This is a genomic window from Kitasatospora sp. CB01950 (genome assembly GCF_001905465.1).
Lineage (GTDB): Bacteria > Actinomycetota > Actinomycetes > Streptomycetales > Streptomycetaceae > Kitasatospora.
Map to the genome: position 1 here is coordinate 24143 of NZ_LISX01000008.1, position 18644 is coordinate 42786.

General features: G+C 71.4%; 18 protein-coding genes. 1 reads left to right on the plus strand and 17 read right to left on the minus strand.

The window, feature by feature from the left end:
* Positions 1 to 1208: 1208 nt before the first annotated feature.
* From dprA to proS, 16 genes are all read right to left on the minus strand, one after another.
* Complete coding sequence (gene dprA / locus AMK19_RS20600) at positions 1209 to 2522, minus strand: DNA-processing protein DprA (protein WP_083647138.1); 1314 nt, start codon at positions 2520 to 2522, stop codon at positions 1209 to 1211.
* Between the two features lie 57 nt (positions 2523 to 2579).
* The gene (locus AMK19_RS20605) at positions 2580 to 4232 is read right to left on the minus strand and encodes a YifB family Mg chelatase-like AAA ATPase (RefSeq protein WP_083647140.1); all 1653 of its coding nucleotides are present in this window, start codon (positions 4230 to 4232) and stop codon (positions 2580 to 2582) included.
* A 1-nt stretch (position 4233) separates the two neighbouring features.
* Complete coding sequence (locus tag AMK19_RS20610) at positions 4234 to 4704, minus strand: YraN family protein (RefSeq protein ID WP_241844511.1); 471 nt, start codon at positions 4702 to 4704, stop codon at positions 4234 to 4236.
* A 289-nt stretch (positions 4705 to 4993) separates the two neighbouring features.
* Positions 4994 to 5320, minus strand: a complete 327-nt coding sequence (locus tag AMK19_RS20615) for a DUF2469 domain-containing protein (protein WP_030458804.1) — start codon at positions 5318 to 5320, stop codon at positions 4994 to 4996.
* 56 nt (positions 5321 to 5376) lie between these two features.
* Positions 5377 to 5850 (minus strand): NUDIX hydrolase, encoded by a 474-nt coding sequence (locus tag AMK19_RS20620; protein ID WP_073813899.1) that lies wholly within the window; start codon positions 5848 to 5850, stop codon positions 5377 to 5379.
* A 70-nt stretch (positions 5851 to 5920) separates the two neighbouring features.
* Complete coding sequence (gene lepB / locus AMK19_RS20625; RefSeq protein WP_083647142.1) at positions 5921 to 6670, minus strand: signal peptidase I; 750 nt, start codon at positions 6668 to 6670, stop codon at positions 5921 to 5923.
* 167 nt (positions 6671 to 6837) lie between these two features.
* Positions 6838 to 7761: a signal peptidase I gene (gene lepB / locus AMK19_RS20630; RefSeq protein ID WP_143200316.1), complete on the minus strand. Its 924-nt coding sequence runs from the start codon at positions 7759 to 7761 to the stop codon at positions 6838 to 6840.
* A gap of 205 nt (positions 7762 to 7966) precedes the next feature.
* A complete protein-coding gene (gene lepB / locus AMK19_RS20635; protein ID WP_073813901.1) occupies positions 7967 to 8956 on the minus strand; it encodes a signal peptidase I in 990 nt (329 codons plus the stop codon).
* A 79-nt stretch (positions 8957 to 9035) separates the two neighbouring features.
* Positions 9036 to 9929, minus strand: a complete 894-nt coding sequence (lepB, locus tag AMK19_RS20640) for a signal peptidase I (protein ID WP_073813903.1) — start codon at positions 9927 to 9929, stop codon at positions 9036 to 9038.
* A 64-nt stretch (positions 9930 to 9993) separates the two neighbouring features.
* Positions 9994 to 10344 (minus strand): 50S ribosomal protein L19, encoded by a 351-nt coding sequence (gene rplS / locus AMK19_RS20645; protein WP_073813905.1) that lies wholly within the window; start codon positions 10342 to 10344, stop codon positions 9994 to 9996.
* 156 nt (positions 10345 to 10500) lie between these two features.
* Positions 10501 to 11319 (minus strand): tRNA (guanosine(37)-N1)-methyltransferase TrmD, encoded by an 819-nt coding sequence (gene trmD, locus AMK19_RS20650; protein WP_073814473.1) that lies wholly within the window; start codon positions 11317 to 11319, stop codon positions 10501 to 10503.
* A gap of 5 nt (positions 11320 to 11324) precedes the next feature.
* Complete coding sequence (rimM, locus tag AMK19_RS20655; protein ID WP_073813907.1) at positions 11325 to 11981, minus strand: ribosome maturation factor RimM; 657 nt, start codon at positions 11979 to 11981, stop codon at positions 11325 to 11327.
* A gap of 162 nt (positions 11982 to 12143) precedes the next feature.
* A complete protein-coding gene (locus AMK19_RS20660; protein ID WP_043916171.1) occupies positions 12144 to 12383 on the minus strand; it encodes an RNA-binding protein in 240 nt (79 codons plus the stop codon).
* A gap of 2 nt (positions 12384 to 12385) precedes the next feature.
* A complete protein-coding gene (gene rpsP, locus AMK19_RS20665; RefSeq protein WP_043916170.1) occupies positions 12386 to 12814 on the minus strand; it encodes a 30S ribosomal protein S16 in 429 nt (142 codons plus the stop codon).
* A gap of 411 nt (positions 12815 to 13225) precedes the next feature.
* Positions 13226 to 13804 (minus strand): hypothetical protein, encoded by a 579-nt coding sequence (locus AMK19_RS20670; RefSeq protein ID WP_043916169.1) that lies wholly within the window; start codon positions 13802 to 13804, stop codon positions 13226 to 13228.
* Positions 13805 to 14229: 425 nt separating this feature from the next.
* Positions 14230 to 15642: a proline--tRNA ligase gene (proS, locus tag AMK19_RS20675; RefSeq protein WP_073813909.1), complete on the minus strand. Its 1413-nt coding sequence runs from the start codon at positions 15640 to 15642 to the stop codon at positions 14230 to 14232.
* A 245-nt stretch (positions 15643 to 15887) separates the two neighbouring features.
* Between proS and AMK19_RS20680 the strand changes: the two genes are divergently transcribed.
* Positions 15888 to 16679, plus strand: a complete 792-nt coding sequence (locus AMK19_RS20680; RefSeq protein WP_073813911.1) for a class I SAM-dependent methyltransferase — start codon at positions 15888 to 15890, stop codon at positions 16677 to 16679.
* On the opposite strand, the gene ftsH is transcribed toward AMK19_RS20680, so the two are convergent.
* Positions 16666 to 18570, minus strand: a complete 1905-nt coding sequence (gene ftsH, locus AMK19_RS20685; protein ID WP_073813913.1) for an ATP-dependent zinc metalloprotease FtsH — start codon at positions 18568 to 18570, stop codon at positions 16666 to 16668. The two genes, AMK19_RS20680 and ftsH, sit on opposite strands and share 14 nt — an antisense overlap.
* Positions 18571 to 18644 lie beyond the last annotated feature (74 nt).

Genomic DNA, 18644 nt, shown 5'->3' on the forward strand with positions numbered 1-18644 from the left:
CCGCGACACCCGCCGCGGGCGCGGGAGTGGGCGCGGGCGCAGGCACGGACGCGGGCGTCGGTGCCGTGGCCGGCCCGGGCAGCACGACCGACGGCGGACCGACCGACGGCGGACCAGCCGACGGCGGACCAGCCGACGGCGGACCAGCCGCCGACGGACCAGCCGCCGACGGCCCGGGCTGTGACGCGTCGCCTTCCGGTTCCGTCGTCGGTGCCGGGGCGGGCGTCTCCACGGAACGTTCCGCCTCCGGGCCGTTCGCCTGCCTGCGAACCTGTGAGCTCCGGACCGGAGGCTCGCCCGGCTTCACCTTCGACCGCGCGCCGCGCCTGGACTGACCACGCACCGCCCGACCGTTCGAAGCCGCCGCCTCGGCGGCGGAGGCGCTCTCCGGTGGTTCGTCGGCTGCGGTCCGCCCGTTCGGCGGCCCGCCGTCGCCCGGGCGGTCGGTGCCCGGCTGTTCGGCGCGCGGCCCGCCGAACGGGGCCGACCCGCTCGGTGGACCGTCGGCGGGCTCCTCGGTGCGCGGCCGGGGTCTGGCCGCGGAGCTCGACGGCCCTGTCTGTGGGCAGGGCAGCAGTTGGCCGGGGCGCTCGACGGGTGGGCGCGTCGAGGACTGCCGGTCCGACGGCCCCTGGGGGACGGGGGGACGGGGAAGGGGCGAGGGCGAGGCGGGACGGGCCTGGGACTGTGGGGTCGCGGTCGGGGGGGTGCCCGACCTCGTCATTCCCACGACTCCCGAGGGCCTGGCCCGCAGCTCCGCGGCGTTGCGGGTCTCGGCCCCCGTCCCGTCCGAGGACCGACCGTCACCGGTCACCCTGTGTCCGGGAATGTGAGTGGGCATGCGTTGGTCTGCGCCGTTCTGCCGAGTCATGTGCTGATAGGGACGCCATAAGGGAGCGTAGCGTGACCAAGTAGCTGCACAGTGCTACCGCCACTCGGGCGTCCCCCGATCCGGTGGCAGTGGCGGGCTTCACCGGCGCGTCGTGGAACGCGCCCCGACCGGCCGCCGAGTGCGCCGTCCCCGCCGGCCCGCCGACCAGCGCAGACCTCTCCCGACACGTCGGAGCCTCCGCGTCACACTGGTTCACCGTTGTCGCCCACCCGGGCTCAGCCGCTTCGGCGCTGCTCTCAACTCACCTGGGGTTCCTTCCTGTTGACGGCGTGCTCCGTTCGGTCGACTTTCCGTGTCCGCTGTTGCGCAGATCCGATCACTTGCGTCGCACCAGCCTCCAATGCGCCCCGTGCCGCTCGACGAAACCCAGCGAGCTCAGCTCGTGCAGGTGGTGCACGGTCTCCTGGTCGGAGAGCGCCGCGTACTGGGCGAGTCGCTGCACCGGCGCGCCGTCCGTGCTCGCCGGCACTGCTTCCAGGACGCGGGCCACGGGCGGTGCCAGCGCGTCGCGCGGAAGGATCGGGCCGGCTCGCTCCGGCGCCAGGTCGTCGCCGATGGAGCCGATCAGCTCGCCCACCTCGGCACCGTTGGTGACGAGCGTCGCAGCACCGCTCCTGATCAACGCATGAACTCCTGCGGAGAGTTCGGACGTCACCTGGCCCGGGACGCCCATCGTGTGCCGATGGAGGTCCAGGGCGCGTCGTGCGGTGCTGAGCGCTCCGCTGCGCGGCGCCGCCTCGACCACGACAGTTCCTCGGGTCAGCGCCGCTATCACCCGGTTCCGCAGCACGAACCTGAACCTGGTCGGGTTCATCCCGAGCGCCAGTTCGCTCACCAGCAGCCCGGCGTCCCCGATCCGGGCCATCAGTGACTCGTTCCCGCGCGGGTAGCAGATGTCTACGCCGCTGGCCAGGACCGCGATCGTCATCCCGTTGACGGCCAGCGCGCCCAGGTGGGCCGCCGTGTCGACTCCGTACGCGGCTCCGGAGACCACCACCCAACCGCGCTCGGCCAGTTCGGAGCCGAGTTGGCCGGCGATGTGCCGCCCGTAGGCGGTGCAGGCCCGGGATCCGACGATGGCGACCGACCTCAGTGCCAGCAGGCGCAGCGAGGGAAGTCGTGGCCCCGGCCGGCCCCGGATCCACAGTCCGACCGGGCGGCCGTCTCCGAGGTCGTCCAGCTGTGAGGGCCACTCGGTGTCGCCCGGAATGATGAACTTCCCACCGAGCTTGGCGATTCGTTCGAGGTCCGTGGCCGGGTTGAACTTTCGCAGCCTCTCCTGGTAAGCGGAGATCCGGTCTGCTCCCAGCCCCAGCCGGCTCGGCGATGCTCCGTGGTAAAAGCCCTGCACCAGGCCGACCGCGCCGAGGCGTTGGATCGCCCGGCCGATGGCCGCGTCGCCCGGTTCGATCAGCCGGGTGAGGGCCGCCCTGGCCACCCGATCGGGCTCGGGCGGGTCCGGCGTGGTCGCCGCCGCGGCCCACCTGGCGGGGCGGGTGGCTCGCGGGTCGCCCCGCGCCGCGCCCGTGCGAGTGGAATGACTCGCGGTGGCCGGTTCGGCGGTGCAGTGCCGGCTCGTCGTGGCGGTGGGGGTGGCGTGCTGTTGGGACGCGGGAAGTGCTGCGGTCATGGACGTCCTCCTGTGGTGGTTCGATGGGCGGGCGGTTCGGTGCCGGGTGACGAGCGGTCAGAGTTCGCCTCCCAGGTCGACATCCGTGTCGTAGTGCGGGTCGGGCCGGCGGTCGGTCGGGCGGGTGACGCGCTGGACTCCGGTGCGGAGGGTGAGCGCGGTCTGGACGTCGGTGCGGGTGGGGCGAGGTCGGCGGGCGAGGTCGGCGACCGTCCAGGCGACGCGGAGGATCCGGTCGAGGCCTCGTGCGGTGAGCAGGCCGCGGTCGAGGTCACGCTCGGCGTCGGCGAGCGAGCCGGGTGCGAGTTGCCAGCGCGTGCGCAGTTCGTGCCCGGGCACTTCGGCGTTCGTCCGCCACGGGGTGTCGGCGAGGCGAGCGGCGGCTCGTTCGCGGGCCTCCCGTACGCGTTCGGCGACCGTGGCCGTGCTCTCGGCCTTTACTCCGTGCTGCATCAGCTCGGCTCTGCTGACCCCGGAAACCTGAACCTGGAGGTCCACTCTGTCGAGCAACGGCCCGGACAGTCTTGCCTGGTAGCGGTTGACCATGACGGGTGTGCATTCGCAGCCTTCTCCTCTCAACGAATAGCGGCCGCAGGGGCAGGGGTTGGCAGCCAGACAGAGCAGGAAGCGGGCGGGCAGCCGCATCGAGCCCGCGGCTCTGGCGATCATCACCTCTCCTGATTCGAGGGGTTGGCGCAGGGCGTCGAGAACCCGGGCCGGGAATTCGGGTGCCTCGTCGAGGAAGAGCACGCCTCGGTGGGCGAGGGAGACGGCGCCGGGTCGGGGCAGTCCCGTCCCGCCGCCCACGATGGCGGGCATGGTGGTCGAGTGGTGCGGCGCGCAGTAGGGCGGGGTGTCGATCAGTGGGCGGTCGGGTGGGAGGAGGCCGGCCACGGAGTGGATCGCGGTCACTTCGAGGGCTTGGGCTTGGGTGAGCGGCGGGAGCAGGGCGGGGAGCCGTTCCGCCAGCATGGTCTTGCCGGCTCCGGGCGGCCCTTTGAGGTACAAGTGGTGGCCGCCCGCTGCGGCGATCTCCAGGGCCTGTCTGGCTTCGTGCTGCCCGGCCACGTCGGCGAGGTCGGGTCGGCAGGCCTGGTCCGAGGTGACGTCGCGGACGCCGAGCCCGGGGAGCAGGAGTCCGGCGAACGAAGAGTCGGGGCGGCCGGTGGACGGGTCGGGCGGTTCGTCGGGGACGGGGGCGTTGGTGAGGATCGCGATGAGTTGGCGCAGGGTTCGCACCCCGAGGACGGAGACGCCCGGCACCAACTCGGCCTCGGCAGCGGTCTGTTCGGCGACCACGATCTGGCGGTAGCCGGCGTCCGCCGCGGCGAGTACTGCGGGCAGGACGCCGCGCACCGGGCGTACCCGGCCGTCCAGTCCGAGCTCGCCGATGATCAGCAGGCCGTCGATCGACGCGGGGTCGAGCCGTTCGGCGGCCGCCAGTACGGCGCAGGCGACGGCCAGGTCGTACCCGCTGCCGCTTTTGGGTACCGAGGCCGGGGTGAGGCCCACGGTCAGTTTGCGCAGCGGCCACTTCTCGCCGCTGTTGGAGACGGCTGCGCGGACCCGGTCGCGAGCTTCCAGGAGGGCCTTGTCGGCGAGGCCCACCAGGCTGAAGGCAGCGAGTCCGGGTTCGAGGTCGGCCTGTACCTCGACCACGACGCCGTCCACCCCGACCAGGGCGACCGAGCAGGTGCGGGCGAAGGCCATCTCACACCGCCCCGCGCAGGTGCTCGACCGCGGCGGCGCCCCTGAGGGGGTTGACCACGGCGACCAGGTCGATGCGGACTCCGCCCGGCGGCGGGGGTGCCGGACCGGCGGCGGTGACTTCGTCCGGCGGTTCGCCGTCGTCGCCCAGCTCGGCAGCCAGTGCCAGTCGGGAGAAGTGCATCGGCCAGCGTTCGGCGAGCCACCGTTCGGCAAGGTGGCGCAGTCGGTCGGCCTTGGTCCGGTCGATCGCCTCGGACGGCTGTTGGAAGCCACGCTCGGACCTGGTCTTCACCTCGCACACCGCGAGGGTGTCCCCGTCCAGTGCGACGATGTCGAGCTCGCCCTCGGCGCAACGCCAGTTGCGCTCCAGGATGCACAGCCCACCCTCTGTGAGCCGGCGGGCGGCGACCTCCTCGCCGTAGCGTCCGAGGCCGTTGGTGGAAATCTTGTTGGGATTCTGCACGGCAATCACCTCCGGCCGGAAGGTTGCCGCCACGGCCGGGAAGTGGGCCAACGAAATCGCCGGACCTGTGGATAACTCGGGCCTGTGGATAACTCAGGTCCCTCGCCCGAGTGACAAATCCAAAAATGCGCTGGACAACCGGAGATCTCAGCGACCAGTCTCGGTGGCCCGGGCATCGCCGCAGGTCATTACGGTGCGGCGGCTCGGGGGAAGGGCGCGGTCGGCCGCGCCGTTCCTCGCCCACCCCAGGCGGTCGGGCCCGGGGCGCTCCCGGGCCGGCCGTTCAGCCGCAGAGCGGTCAGTTCCCGAACGCGGAGTCGTCCGAGGGCAGCTCGAGATCGCTCTTCGCCAGCTCCTCGATATTCACGTCCTTGAAAGTCAGCACGCGGACCTTACGAACGAACCGGGCCGGTCGGTACATGTCCCAGACCCACGCATCCGCCATCGACACCTCGAAGAACACCTCGCCCTGCACCGAGTGCACCTGCAGGTCGTAGTCGTTCGTCAGATAGAAACGCCGCTCGGTCTCGATCACGTACTTGAACAGGCCGACGACATCCCGGTACTCCCGGTAGAGCTTGAGCTCCATCTCGGTCTCGTACTTCTCGAGGTCTTCGGCACTCATTCCAAGCGTCCCCTCACTCGTCACGTCCACCCCATTGTGGACCACCGGGCCAGTGCTCAGAGCCGGACTGGCGGTTCTGGCGGTCCTTCCGCCACAACCTGCTCGATCAGCGCGGCCAGTCCGCGCGGGTACACGGTCTCCGCGGTGGTCCTCAACTCCCCCGCCGTCCACCAGCGGAGGCCGAGCAGCAGCGCGTGCTCCTCCGCTCCGCTCTGGCGCAGTGCCACCTCGCGCCGACCGGTGCGGGCCAGGTGGAACCACTGTTCCTGTTCGTAGTCCCTGCCTCGGAAGGAGAACTCCACCGTGCCGTACGCAACCAGCGGTCCCCACTCCACCTCGGTCAGCCCGATCTCCTCGCCGAGTTCGCGCCGGGCTGCTTCGACCGGGCTCTCGCCCGGCTCGATGCCGCCGCCCGGCGTGATCCACCACTCGGCGCCCGGCGTGGCCGGGTCGGTCCCGTGCAGCAGCAGGACGCGCCCGTCCGGGTCCAGCAGCAGCACGCGAACGGCTCTGCGACGCTCGATCGCCACCTGGTTCAGCTCCGTCCTGAGGTTCTGCGCGCGTTTCCGGGCCGGCCCTGGGGTGCCGCCGGCTCCTGGTTCAGGCCTTCCGCCGCCCCTGCAGCTTGCGGCCCAGCGAGACCGCCCAGCCCGCCGCCGAGGCGAGCACGATCAGGGCCGCCCCGCCGACCGACGTCCAGGCGGCGGGCAGCAGTGCGCCCGCCTGGTGCGCACGCGGCGCACCCAGTTCGTCGAAGGCTGTGGTGCGCCCCTCCAGCCCTGCCCGGGACATCGGCAGGATCGCCGCCTCGACCCTCGCCTTCACCGCGGAGGCCGGAACGGAGCCGGAGGCCACCTCCAGGTGGCTGCGCGAGTCCAACGAGTTCCCGCGGAAGTCGCCGAGCAGGAACAGCCGTCCCTCGGGCACCGTCACCGAGAACTCGGTGGTGAGCACGGTGGCCTTCGCCAGGTACGGCTCCTCCACCCGGTGGCCGTTGACGGTGATCCGCCCCTCGCGGTCGCCGGAGACGGTGTCGCCGCCGACCGCGACCACCCGCTTGACCAGGGTGGCGTCGCCCCAGTCCGAGTCCTGGAAGACCACGATGTCGCCGCGTCCGATCGACTTCCCGTCGGCGGTGTGGGCGAGGACGGTGTCGCCGATCTGCAGTGTCGGGGCCATCGACCCGGTGGGGATCTTGTAGGGCCGGTACTGGACGGCGAGCACCGCGAAACCCCCGACCAGCATCACGAATCCGATCGCGATCACCAGGCCCTGCACGATCGACGCCGAACTCCGGCGGCGAGCCGGTCGGGCCTCGGTGGGCGGTGTCCGCTCCGCGACGCTGCTCATCGGCTTCGCCCTCTCCTGGCGCTCACGCGCTCCGGGCGAGCGCTCGCTGCCGGCCCGGTCCTCGCTGTCCTGGGCTGGACAGCACTGCGGGCCGTGGCACGTGCGAGCAGACTACTCACGAGTACCACGGCCCGCGCAAGAGTCGGTCGCGGACAGGATGCGACCGGTCAGCGACGGCGCTTGCGCACCCACCACACGGCGGGGGCGGCCAGGGCCGCACCGGCCAGCGGCGGGGCGAGCGGCCCGCCGGCCGCCAGACCCTTCTGGTCGAAGGTGTCGGGGACGGGCAGCGTCGCCCAGTCACCGATCGGCCAGGCCACCACGAACGCGCGGCCGACGACGTTTCCGACCGGCACGGTGCCGCCGCCCGGCTGGTCCATGTGGTACCGGGAGTCCAGGGAGTTGGCGCGGTGGTCGCCCATCACCCAGATCCGACCGTCCGGCACCTTCACCGGACCGAACGGCTTCTCCCCGCACGGGGTGTTGCCGGCGAAGATGTACGGCTCGTCGAGCGCGAGGCCGTTCACCTTGACCGGGCCGGACCCCTGGCACTCGACGGTGTCGCCGCCGACCGCGATGACGCGCTTGATCAGGTCCTTCTCGTCACTGGACGGCATCAGCCCGATGAAGCTGAAGACGTCCTGGATGCCACGCACGAAGGAGTTGCTGCTGCGCTGGGCGGGCTCGTCGTTCAGCCAGCCGCCCGGGTCCTTGAACACCACCACCTCACCGCGCTCCGGCTCCGAGCCGAACCACGGGGTGAGCTTGTCCACCAGCACGCGGTCGCCGACCTGCAACGTGTTCTCCATCGAACCCGACGGAATCGAGAACGCCTGGACGAAGAAGGTCTTGATCACCAGGGCCAGAATCAGGGCGATGCCGACCAGGATCGGCAGTTCCTTCCAGAAGGAGCGCTGCTTGGGAGCCTTCTTGGCCCTGCCCGACGACTCCGAATCGCCCTCCTCCGCCGCGTCGGACTCGGCCGCCCGCAGGGCGTCACCGTCCTCCACGTGCCGACCCTCGGCATTGCCCGAAGGCTCACCGTCGGGCTCCGGAGCACCTGAGCGGGCACCGATCACCAGATCCCCCACGACATCTCCTCCCTGCTGTGCGGACGCCTGCGCGCCCGCGCTCACCAGTGCCGCACAGCGGGCACCACACTCTGCGATCGATCGAAAACCCGCCTCTGGCTTGCCCTACTCGGGCACGCCCGACACCAGGCCGGAACCGAGCACTTCAGCACTTCTCTATCACTCCCGGTCGGCCAGCCCGTGTTTCCACGCGCCGACCGGAACATCAGTCAGCCATCGGCCCGGCCCGCCGGCGCGCTCTCCACCGCCGAACAACGACCGGGAGGACGCCCAACACACCCATAACGAGCGGGGGTTCCGCAGGAATCGGCCCAACGGCGGATGATCCTGCCACTCGCACCGGCAGAGAGGAGAGTGAATCGGAAACACCCAGTTGACCGAAGTGGGAGAGCGGCCATGCGACCACGAACGCACGGCCGACCACGTTCCCCACCGGCACGGTCCCGGAACCCGGATTGCCCATGTGGTAGCGGGAGTCCGCGGACAGATCGCGGTGGTCCCCCATCACCCAGATCCGGCCCTGAGGAACCGTCACCTTGAAGGTGATCCGCGACGGCACGTTGCCCGGCGCGATGTACGGCTCATCCACCGGGGTGCCGTTCACGCTCAGTCGGCCCTGGGCGTCACAGCACTCCACGGTGTCGCCGGCGACACCGATCACCCGCTTGATCAGGTCCCGCTCGTCGTCGGAAGGAAGGAGTCCCACCGCGGAGAACACCGACTTCGCCCGGTGCAGCACGGACCCGTCGGGGGACGACTTGCGTTCGTTCTCCAGCCAGCCGCCCGGGTCCTTGAAGACCACCACCTCGCCGCGCTCCGGCTCCGAGCCGAACCACGGGGTGAGCTTGTCCACCAGCACGCGGTCACCGACCTGCAGGGTCGGTTCCATCGAACCGGAGGGAATGACGAACACCTGGACCAGAAAGGTCTTCAGCACCACCGCGATGACCAGCGCCACCAGCACGATCACCGGCAACTCGCGAAGAAAGGAGCGCCGACCACGGCGCGCGACCCGCTTGGCGGTGCGCCGCCGCTCGGCGCGGCCCCTCCCGGGCCGGCCGCCTATGGCGCCGTCACCACCGTCCTCGGCCGGGCCCTCCACCCCACCGTCCTCGGCCGTGCCCCCAACCCCGCTGGTCCTGTCGGCATCGTCGACTCCGCCGGAGTCCTCGGGAGCAGGGGCGGGCAGGTACACGGATTCCGGCGGCTCCTGGGGCGATTCGTGGTCGGGGCGGCCCCCGGTGCCGGCCGTGCCGTCGGTGGCGGCCCGGGGTCTACCTCTGCTCCCCATGGCCACCGGTCCCCTCAATCGCGGCGAATGCCGCCGGCCGGTCGAGCGAGGTCGTCCGGTCGAGGGGGAAGAGCAGCCAGTCGGCGCGTCCGATCACCCGGTCCACGGGCACGGTGCCGCCTCCGGGCTCTCCAAGGTGGTCCCGGGAGTCGCGGGACGCGCTGCGGTGGTCGCCCATCACCCACAACTTGCCGGAAGGAACCACGATGTCGAACGGTACCGCCGACGGTGCGTCGCCGGGGAGCAGGTAGTCGCTCTCGTCCAGCGGGACTCCGTTGATCCGGAGGCGGCCGTCGGAGCCGCAGCAGGTGACCCGGTCGCCGCCCACGCCGATCACCCGCTTCACGTAAACCGTGTCACCGGCCGGGGCCAGCCCGGCCCCGCTCAGGAACCGCTTCACCCCGGACGGTTCGTCCCGGTAGGGCAGAAAGGAGCCGATGCCGTCGAAGACCACCACGTCGCCCCGCTGGGGATGCCCGCCGAAGGCGTAGGCGAGCTGGTTGACCAGGACACGGTCACCGGGCCGCAGCGTCCCCTCCATGGAGCCCGAGGGCACCGCGAAGGGCCGGGCCACGAAGGCGTTCACCAGCAGCAGCACGACCACGCACACCGCGCCGATCCACAGCAGGTCCCGCGACCACCGCCGCCCACCGGCGTCCTCGTCGCCGGCGGCTTCGTCGCCGCCCGCGTCACCCGAGACCTCACCGGCACCACCGGCACCACCGACACCCTCGACACTCTCGGTGCCCCCGGTGCCCCCGACGCCACCCCCGGCGTCCAGGTCCGGCCCGGAAACGGCAACGGACCGCGCCGGCGTGTCCGTACCCGTGGGTGCGGGACTGCCGTCGCGGTCCGTCAGTGGCTCGTGCGTGCTCATCGGGGGTGAGCCTATCCTCCCGATCTAAGCCGGTCGGAGGGCCTTCCCCGTCGAGCCTGCGCGATCACGCGTCGCGCTTCTCCTTGATCTTCGCGGCCTTGCCGCGGAGGTCACGCAGGTAGTACAGCTTGGCGCGGCGGACCGCACCGCGGGTCACGACCTCGATCTTCTCAACGATCGGGGTGTGCACCGGGAAGGTGCGCTCGACACCGACGTTGAAGCTGACCTTGCGAACGGTGAAGGTCTCACCGATGCCGGCGCCGTGACGACGGATGACAACGCCCTGGAAGACCTGGACGCGCGAGCGGTTGCCTTCGATGACTCGGACGTGCACCTTCAGGGTGTCGCCGGAGCGGAAGGCGGGGATGTCGGTACGCAGCGAGGCCGCGTCGACAGCAGCGAGCTTGTTGCTCATCGTTGCTCTCCATCGCAGGCGCCACGGGCCGCCCACGGAAATTCGTCTCAAATGGTTGGTGCTGTGGGCCGCTTCGGCTGGCGGTGAACCCCCCGTGGCGGGGGCACCGGTCCACTGACTCCCACGGAGGGGAGCCGGGCGACAGACAACAGTCGCCTATTCTTCCACAGGCTCTACCGCAGACCGAAATCGGCCGGCGGAGTCGTCCCAGGCCAGGCCGAGGACGCTGAGCGCCTCGCGTTCCTTCTTGGTGAACGCGTCGCGCGGCCAGCGGGCGACCAGGTCGGGCCGGTGGGCGAGGGTGCGGGCGAAGGCCTGCTCGCGCCGCCACTGGGCGATCTTCCCGTGGTGGCCGCTCAGCAGGATCTCCGGCACCTCGCGGCCGCGCCACTCGGCGGGCTTGGTGTACACCGGGCCCTCCAGCAGATCGGCCATGGCACCAGGGGCGAAGGAGTCGTCCCGGTGCGACTCGGCGTTGCCGAGGACGCCGGGCAGCAGCCGGGCGATCGCCTCGACCATCACCAGCACGGCGACCTCGCCGCCGGCCAGTACGTAGTCGCCGATGGAAGCTTCGACCACGGGCATCCGGGTCGCGGCCTCCTCGATGACCCGCCGGTCGATGCCCTCGTAGCGGGCGGGCGCGAAGGCCAGCCAGCTGCGGGACGCCAGGTCCTGGGCGAGTTCCTGGGTGAACGGCCGCCCGCTGGGGGTGGGCACCACCAGGGTCGGCACCTCGCCCTCGGGTCCGGCGGCGAGGACGGAGTCCAGCGCCGCGCCCCACGGCTCGGGCTTCATCACCATGCCGGGGCCACCGCCGTACGGGGTGTCGTCCACGGTGCGGTGGATGTCGGTGGTCCACTGCCGCAGGTCGTGCAGGTGCACGTCGAGCTGGCCCCGGGCCCGCGCCTTGCCGACCAGCGAGACGTTCAGCGGCTCCAGGTACTCGGGGAAGATCGTGACGACGTCGATCCGCATGTCGGTCACGCCGCACCCCCGGCCGCGCCCTCGGAGTCCTCGGAGCCGTCGGAGCCGTCGGAGCCCTCGGACCCCACAGAGCTCTCAGGCCCTTCGGAATCGTCAGCGGCGCCGGCGGAGCCCTCCTCGCGCGACGAGGCGACCACCGCGTCGACGGGGTCGATCAGGCCGGGCGGCGGGGTGATCACGGCGCGCTGCTCGTCCAGGTCGATGGTGGGAACGATCTGCTCGACGAACGGGATCAGCACCTCGGTGCCGTCGGGGCGCTCGACGGTGAGCAGGTCCTGGTACGGAAGGTGGACCACCTCGGTGAGTTCGCCGATCAGGGTGCCGTCGGTGAGGACGACGTCCAGGCCGATCAGCTGGTGGTCGTAGTACTCGTCGGGGTCATCGGGAGTCTCCTCCGGGTCGACCTCGGCGATCAGGAAGGTGCCGCGCAGCGCCTCGGCGGCGGTACGGTCCTTCACTCCGGCGAAGCGCAGCAGCAGGCGTCCGCTGTGCACCTTTCCGGACTCGACGGTCAGCGGTCCGATGCCGGCCGGGTCGGTGAGGAGGACCGCGCCGGGTCCGAGCCGCAGTTCCGGCTCGTCGGTGCGGACCTCGACGCTGACGTCCCCTCGGATGCCGTGGGCGCGGCCGATCTTGCCGACGACGAGCTGCACGGTGATCGTTCTCCTGAGATGAGCCTGGGTGAGGCGAGCGTGATGGTGAGGGTTCGGAAGAACCCGGAAAACGGGAAGGACCGGCCGGGACGGATGCGTCCCGGCCGGTCCGGAAACCCGGTGGTCGACCTGTCGATTGACGTTGCCGGTCGATCGCGGAGGTCAGCGAATGCTGTCCACGTCGACCAGGTCGACCCGGACATTGCGACCGCCGAGGGCGCCGACCACGGTGCGCAGTGCGCGAGCCGTGCGGCCGCCCCGGCCGATCACCTTGCCGAGGTCGTCGGGGTGCACCCGCACCTCGATGGTGTGACCGCGACGCAGGTTCCGCGAGCGGACCTGCACCTCGTCGGGGTGCTCGACGATGCCCTTCACCAGGTGGTCGAGGGCTTCCTCGATCATGCTCAGGCCTCGGTGGAAGCGGCCTCGGCCTCGTCAGCCTTGTCCGACTTCTTGGCCTTCGGGGTGATGGCGACACCAGTGGTGGCGTCCTCGAAGCCGGCGACGGCCTTGGCGAACAGGTGCGAGAAGTCCTCGACCTTGGGCTCGGCGACCTTCAGCGGCTCCGGAGCCGGCAGGCCCTTGAACTTCTGCCAGTCGCCGGTCAGCTTGAGGATGGCGAGCACCGGCTCGGTCGGCTGGGCGCCGACGGACAGCCAGTACTGGGCGCGGTCGCCGTCGACCTCGATCTTCGAGGGGTTGTAGGTCGGCTGGTAGATGCCGATCTCCTCGATCGCGCGGCCGTCACGCTTGGTGCGCGAGTCGGCGACGACGATGCGGTAGTGCGGGGAGCGGATCTTGCCCAGACGCTTCAGCTTGATCTTGACAGCCACGGGTGTGGATTCTCCTGGTTTTGACGTGGGTGAGCAGCGCTCCGCCGCGTGGGGCTGCGGCGCGAGGTGCCGTTCAAGGGACACGCCAGCCGTTAGGAGAGAGGGTCCTGCCTGGCTGCCGAGTACTCAGCTGTCCATTCTGCCACATCGCGGATACCCCCGAACCGCGCCCCCGCCCCGGACGAACCCCCGCGCGAGCCCTGCAGGAGCCCGCCGGAAGCCCGGAACAAGCCCGACGCGAGCCCGGAAGGAAGCCGGGAAGAGCCCGGAAAGGCTCCAGAAAGAAGGCTCCGGAAGAAGGCACTGGAAGAAGGCTCCGGAAAGGGCCCGGAAAAAGTGATGTCGACCGCCCCCCGAAGGGGCCGGCCGACTTGTGGCCAGGTCCGCGGGCACCCCGCCCGCGGCCCGGAATCAAGCGATCTTGAACGGCTGCTGGCAGGCGCCGCAGACGATCGACGCCTGCGCCAGCACCGACGGGACGACGCGGACGTTGCGACCGCAGCCGCACACCGCCTTGACCCGCACGCCGCCGCCCGAGGAACCGTGCCGGGCGGCCGGTCCGCGGAAGGCGCGGTGGTTGCCCTCGCCGGCGACGGCGAGCTGGTGCGCGCCCAGCGCGCGGTCGAGCCGCTCGATGGTCTCGGCGTAGCGCTCGCGGGTCTCGTGACCCATCGTCACCTGGGAGAACCCGCTGCTGGCGTGCGGCTCGACCGGGTGGGCCAGGCCCAGCTCGGAGGCGAGCAGCAGGAAGCGGCGGTTGTGGTAGCGCCCGGCCCGCGACGTGTCGCGGATCTCCCGGGCGGCAGCCAGACCGTGCGCGGCCTCGTGCAGCAGGCGCTCGAAGTTGAGTCGGGTGCCGCAGGCCGACGAGGACTCGCCGATCAGCGCCTCGGGAGACGCCAGGTCGGGCAGGTCCCGGTGGTGGGCCTGGATGTCGCTCCAGGCGGCGGCCAGTTCGGCCGCAAGGACGAGGGGCTGTGTCGTGCTCACGCTGTACCAACGATGGGGAGAGAGCCGATGTTCCGCCGGACCCGGTGGTTCGGGAATTCCCAGCGGACTCTCAGGAATGCACTTCCGCGCACGAATTGCGCGGTTCCGGACTGACGCAAGACCAACCCCCTGCACGTTTGGACCCGGCGGGATCGCCGGGGCTCTCGGCACCCGTCGCGGAGCCCAACATCCCCACGGCGGACGGCCCGCGACACTGTCCGAAAATTGACAGGGCCACGGGCCGTATACCGTACCGCTTGTCAGGTACCGCCGGGAGTTGACTGAGCAGTAGTTTCAACTACCGGTACGCGAACGGGGGTTAACGTTTCACCCGGCCCGTTCGGGAGCTTCGCAGCTCACTGCGGTGATCACGCTCCGCACAGGGCCCCCGGGCCGAAGCCCGGGGACGCTGCTCGAAGATCGGATCAGTACGCGCGGGCGACCAGGGCGACGTTGCCCTCCTGGTCGTCGGCGGCCGGCACGGAGCCGTCGGCGGCGACGATGCAGCGCACCGACACGCCCTGCTCGGCCAACTTCGCCTCGCCCTCCGGACCGAGCTCGGCCCAGGAGATCCGGCCCCAGCCGGTGGCGGCGGCCTCGACGGCCTCGTCGATGGTCTTGACGTCGACGGTGCGCGACTCGCGGCGCTCGCGGGACTCGCGCAGCAGCTGCGCCTGGTCCTCCTCGAGGATGCCGGGGACGATCGCGGCCAGCGAGTCAACCTGGACGGGCGCCTTGCCGCCGGCGATCCGGCGGACCAGCATCGCGGTGCCGGCCTCCAGGTCGCGCGGGCCGACCTCGATCCGCAGCGGCACGCCCTTGAGCTCCCAGTCGACGGCGCGGCGGCCGAACGGGGTGTCGGTGCGGTCGTCGACGACGACGCGCACGCCCGCGGCCTCCAGCTGGGCGCCGATCTCGCGGACCTTCGCCAGCACCGCGTCCTCGCCCTTGATAGCCAGCACCACGACCTGGACGGCGGCCAGGCGCGGCGGAACCCGCAGGCCGTTGTCGTCGCCGTGGGACATGATCAGGCCGCCGACCATGCGGGTCGAGACGCCCCACGAGGTCTGCCAGACGTACTCGCGCTCGGCGCCCTGGAGCTGGTAGGTGGTGTTGAAGGCCTTGGCGAAGTTCTGGCCCAGCTCGTGGCTGGTGCCCATCTGCAGCGCCTTGCCGTCACGCATCATGCCTTCGAGCGTGAGGGTGTTGATCGCGCCGGCGAAGCGCTCCCTGGCGGTCTTGCGACCGAGCACCACGTCGATGCCGAGCACGTTGGTCATGAAGTCGCCGTACACGTCCGTGTGGATCCGCGAGGCGTACGCGCGGGCGTCCTCGTAGGTGGCGTGGGCGGTGTGGCCCTCCTGCCAGAGGAACTCGGTGGTGCGCAGGAAGACGCGCGGGCGGAGCTCCCAACGGACCACGTTGGCCCACTGGTTGATCAGCAGCGGCAGGTCGCGGTGGCTCTGCACCCACTTGGAGAAGTACTCGTTGATGATCGTCTCGGAGGTCGGCCGGACGACCACCGGCTCCTCGAGCTCCTTGCCGCCGCCGTGGGTGACCACCGCGAGCTCGGGGGCGAAGCCCTCCACGTGCTCGGCTTCCTTGGTCAGGTACGACTGCGGGATGAACATCGGGAAGTACGCGTTCTGGGCGCCGGCCTGCTTGATCCGGGCGTCCATCTCCTGCTGCATCCGCTCCCACAGGCCGTAGCCGTACGGTCGGATGACCATGGTGCCCCGCACCGGACCGTTGTCGGCCAGCTCTGCCTTGTTGATGAGGTCCTGGTACCAGCGGGGGAAGTCTTCCGCCTGGGGGGTGAGAACGGGTGCCTTAGCCATGGGCCGAATGGTACGGGGAGCGGCGGCCCGACCGTGAATCCGTTTTCCCCCGCCCCGGCCCGCGGACGGGGCGGCAGCACGCCCTTGCACACCCCGGGGCGCACACCCGCAGCGCGCGGAGACCTGCTCGCACCCCCCTGGACGACGGCGGCGACCCGCTGTTCGCTGAGAGGGGCCGGGGGGTGCCGGGCTGCGGCACACGCAGCCGATTCCGAGGACCGACGTGGACCGATTGGGAGGCCGCGATGGCTTCAGCGCAGGTGACCGGCAGCACCGTGGACCGGGTACGGGCGGACGGTCCGGCGGAGCGGTGCGGTCGGGCGCGGGACTGGGCGGAGATCCAGGAGCGCATGCTCGTCCCCCTCTACCAGGACGTTTACCGCCGGCTGGAGGTCGGCCCGGCGACCAGCCTGCTCGGGGTGGGGTGCCGGTCGGGGCTGGCGCTGCTGCTCGCCGAGGGGCGCGGCGCGCAGGTCGCGGGGGTGGAGTGGGACGAGGAGCTGCGGGAGCTGGCGGCGGCCCGCGGGCTCCAGGTGGCGCCCGGCGGGAGTCTCGCCCGTTCGGCGCACCCCGTCCCCCGGCCGGCGCACTCCCTGGTGACGGTTTTCGAGCGGACGCCGACGCCCGCGCTGGTCGCCTGGTCGGCGCAGCGCACGCTCCCCGGCGGGCTGCTGGTGCTCGCGGGCCGGGGCCCGGCGGAGCGCTGCGAGAGCACGGCGGTGCTGGAGGTCGCGCACCGGCACGCGCCGCCGGAGTGTCCGCAGCGCCTCGCGCTGGAGCCGCTGCTGCTCTCCGCCGGTCTGCGCCCGTCCGCCACCGGCCGGGTGGTCTGCCCGTTCGCCTACCCGGGCCTGGACTCGGCGGTCCGCGGTCTGCTGGCCACCGGTCTGTTCGACCGGGCGGAGCAGCAGGCCGGGGCGGCGTTGGTGGCCAAGGAGTTGGAGGAGGCGCTGCACCCGTTCCTGCGCCCGGACGGCTCGGTGCGGATGGTGGACGAGTTCCGCTGGGCAGCGGGCGTCGGGGCTACTCGCGACTGAGCCCGGCGGCGGCGTAGGCGGCTTCCTCGTCCAGCGTCTCGGCCTCCAGCAAGGCGGTGGCGAGGGCGTCGAGCCGGTGGCGGTGGCGGTTGAGCAGGACGATCGCCTCTTCCCAGCACTCGGCGACGATCCGGCGGGCCTCCTCGTCGACGGCGTCCAGGGTGGTGGGCGCGGCGGACAGCCCGTACGGGGACTGGCTGTCGTTGGGGATGGCGGTGACCCGGCCGACCAGGCTGCTCATGCCCCAGCGGCCGGCCATCGAGCGGGCGATGGTGGTGAGTTGTTCGAGGTCGCTCTCGGCGCCGGTGGTGACCACCCCGTAGACCACCTGCTCGGCGGCCATGCCGCCGAGGGCGCCGATGATCCGGCCGCGCAGGTAGGGCTCGGTGTAGGAGTAGCGGTCGGTGTCGGGGGTGGACAGGGTGACGCCGAGGGCGCGGCCGCGCGGCACGATGGTGACCTTGCGGACGGGGTCGGCGCCGGGCTGGAGCATGCCGAGCAGGGCGTGTCCGGACTCGTGGTAGGCGGTGCGTTCGCGTTCCTGCTGCGGCATCACCAGCGGTCGCACCGCGCCGAGTTGGACCTTCTCCAGGGCCTCGGACAGGTTCTCCTGGGTCACCGCGTCCTGCTGGTGCTTGACCGCCAGCAGCGCGGCCTCGTTGACCAGGTTGGCCAGGTCGGCGCCGGTCATGCCGGGGGTGGTGCGGGCGACGACGTCCAGGTCGGTGCCCTTGGCCAGCGGGACTTCGCGGGCGTGGATCCGCAGGATCTGCTCGCGGCCGGTCCGGTCGGGCGGGCTGACGGTGATCCGCCGGTCGAAGCGGCCGGGGCGCAGCAGGGCGGGGTCGAGGATCTCGGCGCGGTTGGTCGCGGCGATCACGATCACGCCCTCGGAGCCGGAGAAGCCGTCCATCTCGGTGAGGATCTGGTTGAGCGTCTGTTCGCGTTCGTCGTGGCCGCCCATGCCGCCACCGCCGCCGCGCTGTCGGCCGATGGTGTCGATCTCGTCGATGAAGATGATCGCGGGGGCGACCTTGCGGGCCTCGGTGAACAGGTCGCGGACCCGGCTGGCGCCGACGCCGACGATCATCTCGATGAACTCGGACGCCGAGGCGGAGAAGAACGGGACGTCCGCCTCCCCGGCGACGGCGCGGGCGAGCAGCGTCTTGCCGGTGCCGGGCGGGCCGGACAGCAGGACGCCGCGGGGCATCTTCGCGCCGAGCCTGCGGTACGCCTGCGGGTTCTTCAGGAAGTCGACGACCTCGCTGAGTTCGGCCTCCACCTCGTCGATGCCCGCCACGTCCTTGAACGTGGTGCGCCGGCCCTGGGTGGTGTCCACCGGCTTGGGCGGGGTCTTGCGGCCGAGCGCGCCGCCGCCCAGACCGCCGGCCATCCGGCGGGCCAGGAACACCCAGACCGCGATCAGCAGCAGCATCGGGGCGAGCGAGATCAGCAGGTTCGCCAGGAAGCTGCGCTGCTGCACCACCGGGCGGGCAGTCACCTCGACGTTGTGCGACTGGAGCGTGCTCCACAGGTTGTCGGTGGCGAACGCCGGGCGCTGGGTGGTGAATTCGGTGTAGTCGCCCTTGCCGCCGTCCGGCTTGGGCTGCTTGTTTCGCAGGGTGCCCTCGATGGAGTCGCCCTTGGAGTAGATCTTGGTGATGTTGTCACTGTTGAGCTGCTTGCTGAACTCGGTGTACGAGATGGTGGTGGACCCGCCGCCGCCGAAGAAGCTCAGCAGCAGGTCCGACAGCAGGAACACCACCAGGGCGGTGAGGATCAGGCCCGTCCAGCCGCCCGGCATCTTCCTCCTCGGCGGCGGAGGGGGCGGCGCCCCCTCGGACCGCCAGGGCTGGTCGGGGGTCTGGCGCGGCGGCACGGGGTTGCTCACCCGTCGGACAATACGGACATGCCGCCCGCCGGTCGGTGCGCAACGCCGCGACGGCTCGACGCCGGGACGCCTCG

Bases quoted from the DNA above. Each gene is read 5' to 3' on its own strand.
- dprA (WP_083647138.1), bottom strand. From the start codon at position 2,522: ATGACCGCAGCACTTCCCGCGTCCCAACAGCACGCCACCCCCACCGCC.
- AMK19_RS20605 (WP_083647140.1), bottom strand. From the start codon at position 4,232: ATGGCCTTCGCCCGCACCTGCTCGGTCGCCCTGGTCGGGGTGGACGGC.
- AMK19_RS20615 (WP_030458804.1), bottom strand. From the start codon at position 5,320: ATGAGTGCCGAAGACCTCGAGAAGTACGAGACCGAGATGGAGCTCAAG.
- lepB (WP_083647142.1), bottom strand. From the start codon at position 6,670: ATGAGCAGCGTCGCGGAGCGGACACCGCCCACCGAGGCCCGACCGGCT.
- lepB (WP_073813903.1), bottom strand. From the start codon at position 9,929: ATGAGCACGCACGAGCCACTGACGGACCGCGACGGCAGTCCCGCACCC.
- rplS (WP_073813905.1), bottom strand. From the start codon at position 10,344: ATGAGCAACAAGCTCGCTGCTGTCGACGCGGCCTCGCTGCGTACCGAC.
- trmD (WP_073814473.1), bottom strand. From the start codon at position 11,319: ATGCGGATCGACGTCGTCACGATCTTCCCCGAGTACCTGGAGCCGCTG.
- AMK19_RS20660 (WP_043916171.1), bottom strand. From the start codon at position 12,383: ATGATCGAGGAAGCCCTCGACCACCTGGTGAAGGGCATCGTCGAGCAC.
- proS (WP_073813909.1), bottom strand. From the start codon at position 15,642: ATGGCTAAGGCACCCGTTCTCACCCCCCAGGCGGAAGACTTCCCCCGC.
- AMK19_RS20680 (WP_073813911.1), top strand. From the start codon at position 15,888: ATGGCTTCAGCGCAGGTGACCGGCAGCACCGTGGACCGGGTACGGGCG.